Origin of the sequence: Photorhabdus khanii NC19, assembly GCF_000517265.1 — a bacterium.
Classification (GTDB): domain Bacteria; phylum Pseudomonadota; class Gammaproteobacteria; order Enterobacterales; family Enterobacteriaceae; genus Photorhabdus; species Photorhabdus khanii.
Map to the genome: position 1 here is coordinate 697,328 of NZ_AYSJ01000013.1, position 4,297 is coordinate 701,624.

A 4,297-nucleotide genomic window follows, 5' to 3' on the forward strand; every position below is an offset into this window, starting at 1 on the left:
TTTACCTTAGCTGCGACTCCTAAAGCAGTTAAGGGCGCATATGATTTTGCCAATACGGCAAATGTAGAGGCTAAAAACGCTCATGATGAAGCAAATAGGGCTACAGATAATGCCAATAGCCNNTTGCTTTAACAGGNTNNCGNTGACANANAATNCTGTCAGTNAACGGGTTATNGAAAACCTTGGTTTGGTGGAAACGGTGGATCAAGCTAAGAATGCGGTGCCGGGCAGCCGGAAAATTAATGACAAGGCGTTGAGTGGGGATGTCAGTTTGAGTGCCGGGGATGTGGGGGCGTTTAAATTAGGTAGTAGCGGGGGTTATTCTTATAAAGATGGTGTTCCGTGGAATGCTGTTTCAGGAATATATAACTTAAGTTATTCTACTTATAGTGCGCTTATTGCTCATTTCAGTGATGGTATTGGGAGTTGTCCAGCATTTCAGTTGCATGTTGGTAACAGAAATTCTGGAATTGCTTATCGCTCTGCCCGCGATAGTTACGGGTTCGAGGAAGATTGGACTAATATCTATACAACAAAAAATAAGCCTTCTGCTGGGGATGTGGGGGCATACCATAAATCCGAATCTGATAATAAATATCAGCCAAAAGGGAATTACCAGCCTACAGGCAATTATTCCGTTCGAGGAGAAAGCTACACAAAACAGGAGTCTGATGGAAGATATCAGCCAAAAGATCGATCTTTTACTGTTGTTTATTCTGGAGTGTTACCGTCCAGAACCCCAGTAAATCTGGCAAAAAATATCTGGGGTAAACTGGTAATTTTAGAGAGAGAAGATGGCATTTTTTTCTTTTTTTACTGTATGTCCAGGGATGGTATTTATGCTATTGGAGGGGATAACTCAACAGAGATGAGGGTATCAGGGAATGGTAGTAAAATTGAATTCTGGGCGGGAGGTGTTCAACCAGTCAAAGTTTATATTTTGGAGTAATAAAAATGGAAATTTTTGTCAATAAAATTAATTTAGACCATTTTCAAACATTCCCTGAGCCAAAAAGTAGGTGGGATTTTTATTGTATTAAATGCAATGGAATTTTTGATGAGATTTGTAATTATGAATTTAAAATCGAAAATAGAGATTGTTTCATGTTCCTATCTAATAAATACCACGTAATTGCAGCGAGAAAGAGCGGGGAGATATATTAACCGAGGTGGTCATGAAAACACAGATCCGGCGAACTCAACTTATGTTGGGAATTATCACTGATGAAGGCAAAGCAAAATTAATTGAATGGATGCTATATGCGCAAAAGATACAAGCTGTAGATACCTCTACTGCCCCCGACATCCAATGGTCTAAAACGCCAGAGTAATTAAAGGGCCATTGCTGGCCCTCTGAATATTTTACTTCGGTACCTCCGACCATTCAACATCAGGCGCTTGTGAGGTATCTACCCTACTCAGTAATACCCGATATTTCTTCCACTCTAACAGAGCGGCTTTCTCTGAATCTGTTGCGACTTCTAAGTCAACAGAGTCTTGTAGCAATGAGAGTGTGTTATTTGCTTGTTGTAACAGTGCTGAGTGTTGCTGCTTTGCATCGTTGATTTAATGGGATTTTAAGAGGTCCTTATCAACAACCCACTCTTTACCGTTCCACTTGTCGTAATCGGTGTCCGTTTTTTTGAATGTCAGAGTTTTTGGCAATTCACCGATTTCTGTAATTTCAATCTGTGCTTGTGTTAGGCTGGCTGTATCCTTTAATTATTTAATCGTCTGTAAAAGAACCTAATATAGCCTAATTTCAACATCGACAGATAGTTTCGCGCTGTTTTTTCGTAACGTGTTGCAATACGTCGATTGCTTTTAAGAAAACCGAAGCAGCGTTCGACAACATTGCGGTCACGATACGCCTGTTTATCAAATTGCGTACGACCCTCTGCACTTCCTTTTTCGTTGATTTTATACGGAATAATGCTTTTAATTCTCAGCTTACGCAGATAACCGCGGAGTTTTCCCCCCGAATAGCCTTTATCTGCCAGTACCGCTTTGCCACGCCGTTTCATGAAACCATTTTTACGTTGTATACCAACGCCATCGAGCAAAGGAATGGTGGATTGACTTTCGTGGACCTGCCCAGCGGTCACAATCACGTTGAGGGGAAAACCTTTTCCGTCAGTTGCTAGGTGGATTTTGGTGCCATAATCACCGCATGAGCGACCCAGTGCATGATCGTCAGTGATATCAGGATGTCTTTTTTCGCCCCTGCGGCATCTTTACTGGCGCGAATATTACTGCCATCCAGACAAATCTCAGACCAGTCAATCAAGCCTTTTTCATCGAGAGTGGACAATAAGTGGTTAAACATTTTGTCGATAATGCCTGATTTTGACCAGCGGTTAAATCGGTTATAAACCGTTTTCCAGGGGCCATAACGTTCAGGTAAATCGCGCCACGGAGTCCCTGAACAGAGAACCCAAAACATTCCGTTCATCACACGGAGGTGTTCAACATGGGGTCGTCCCGCTCGCGCTGAATGGACGGGCGGTAAATACAGTTCTATCAATATCCATGCGTCATCAGGAATGTCGTAACGTGCCATCATCTTTTTCCAGTATTGAAACTAATTAGATGATAATACTATCAACTTACATTAAGGGACACAGTCTAGTAATTCTGTGCAAACCTCTCCCATCTCAAATCATTGAAGCATGGTCCTTGAGTTGCTTCTGAAAATTTAATGTCATTATGTCCTGCATTCCATTCCATAATTTGCACATTGCCACTCTGATCAATAATCAAATCCCAACCAATACATTTAACAAACGGATATCTTAAATGCAGTTGAATGACTATATCACAGCATTTTTTGAAGTTAGGAATTAGACCGCAAAACTCAGTATTAGTGTCAGGATGTTTATTGATGGTATTCCAGTTGGGAAGAAAACCATCACGGTATAACTCTCCTCTATCAATACTTACCGGAATTCTAATGTGACTAGATGATTTAACGTGAGTATCACTATCTCGACCCACTCGCAAATATGCAGCCCTAACATTACATCGTCCTTCATCATTAATGGCCGTTGTTAATCTTAAAGTTGCAACTGATTTATTACTGATAGAGTTAAAAAAATCATGCTGAATTATTATTCTTTGATATACTCCATTCAAAAATAACCTTTTCTTATTGAAATCTTTTTCTGTAATGAATTCAATTCCAACGCCCTGCTGGGACTCATCCGGTTTAAAAATTACTTGCTCATTATTCTGGAATAAAATTTCCATCGCCTTACTAATATTAATTATGCCTTTCCCTATTGGCTCGATTAATAATCCATTTGTTGAATATATTAAGTCAGGGATACTTTCTGTGTTGAATATCGTTCTACTTAATGGTTTTAAATCTGATGTGCTGGAGTAACTACCCGATATTTCTTTTATAACAACATTGCCGTAATAATTATCTGGTATCCACCCTTCTTTAAACTCACCAGATACTGAACTGTATACATATAACCAAGATGCATAACCCCTCCATTTAAAAACATCCATAGAATATTCATCACATATCTTTTTTATGGCAGGACTCAGCTTACCTTTTTGATTTTCAACTTCAGATAAAATACGTAAAGCCTGATCCTGATGAGACTCATGAAACTCATTAAAAACAATGCGTTTGTAATATCTCTTAATTTTCCTGCGTATGGTTTCTTTTATCATATATCATAGTATTTAAATGTAAATTTATCTTAACTTAGATATTATACCAAAAAAAATTTATGTTCAATAATAACCCTCTTAACTCCTTAATGTTAAGGGAGTCTTAATGAGTGGGTTAATCTACCATATATACACCAGATGCAGCCCCATAGTTACTACCCACCATATTTAACTGTCTGCCATCAGGGGAAACAATAAAGTCCCAAGAACCTTCAATCCCCATAGGAACACAAAATCGGATGCCTGGAATAGGAGGAACTAGAAATCCTGTCATTGAATTATTTCCTCTATTATATCTTCGTACGAATAAATATTTGCCTAAACAACTCTCACTGAGTGTTATTTCTGTGTCAGAAGCCTCACCCCCAAAATCACCAATCTTTCTCCATCTCTGAGCGGCACCTCGCACCTGATACCGACTATCAGATTCCGATTTTGTGTAGCTATCTCCACGAACAGCGTAATTCCCAGCAAGTTGATAGTTACCGCGCAGTTGATACCTACTATCACTCTCGGATGTAGCATAGCTCCCCACATCCCCGGCCCCCAAACTGATATCCCCGGTCAACGCCTTGCCGTTCACTTTCCGGCTGCCCGGCACCGCATTATTCGCCTT

At 39.8% G+C, this 4,297-nt stretch carries 6 protein-coding genes and 1 pseudogene; 3 read left to right on the plus strand and 4 right to left on the minus strand.

Annotation, left to right across the window (positions count from 1 at the left end; genetic code table 11):
• The 3 genes from PTE_RS24640 to PTE_RS23925 form a co-directional block, all read left to right on the plus strand.
• A partial coding sequence (locus PTE_RS24640; RefSeq protein ID WP_209435503.1) for a tail fiber protein occupies positions 1 to 132 on the plus strand: 132 nt, incomplete at its 5' end.
• Between the two features lie 67 nt (positions 133 to 199).
• A complete protein-coding gene (locus PTE_RS22915; protein ID WP_131601516.1) occupies positions 200 to 949 on the plus strand; it encodes a hypothetical protein in 750 nt (249 codons plus the stop codon).
• Positions 950 to 1,121: 172 nt separating this feature from the next.
• A complete protein-coding gene (locus PTE_RS23925) occupies positions 1,122 to 1,331 on the plus strand; it encodes a tail fiber assembly protein (RefSeq protein WP_081738239.1) in 210 nt (69 codons plus the stop codon).
• A gap of 31 nt (positions 1,332 to 1,362) precedes the next feature.
• Here the strand turns inward: PTE_RS23925 and PTE_RS26605 are convergent, their stop codons facing one another.
• The 4 genes and pseudogenes from PTE_RS26605 to PTE_RS25815 form a co-directional block, all read right to left on the minus strand.
• Positions 1,363 to 1,566, minus strand: a complete 204-nt coding sequence (locus PTE_RS26605; protein WP_280739723.1) for a tail fiber assembly protein — start codon at positions 1,564 to 1,566, stop codon at positions 1,363 to 1,365.
• 152 nt (positions 1,567 to 1,718) lie between these two features.
• Positions 1,719 to 2,560, minus strand: a protein-coding gene (locus PTE_RS24645) for an IS5 family transposase (RefSeq protein ID WP_110742926.1) whose coding sequence is annotated in 2 segments (ribosomal slippage) — positions 1,719 to 2,218 and positions 2,218 to 2,560 — 843 coding nt in all. Because the reading frame shifts where the segments join, the coding sequence is not laid out codon by codon here.
• Positions 2,561 to 2,625: 65 nt separating this feature from the next.
• Positions 2,626 to 3,681, minus strand: a complete 1,056-nt coding sequence (locus PTE_RS15310; protein WP_081738240.1) for a sugar-transfer associated ATP-grasp domain-containing protein — start codon at positions 3,679 to 3,681, stop codon at positions 2,626 to 2,628.
• Positions 3,682 to 3,796: 115 nt separating this feature from the next.
• A pseudogene (locus tag PTE_RS25815) lies at positions 3,797 to 4,297 on the minus strand (phage tail protein); the annotation flags it as partial.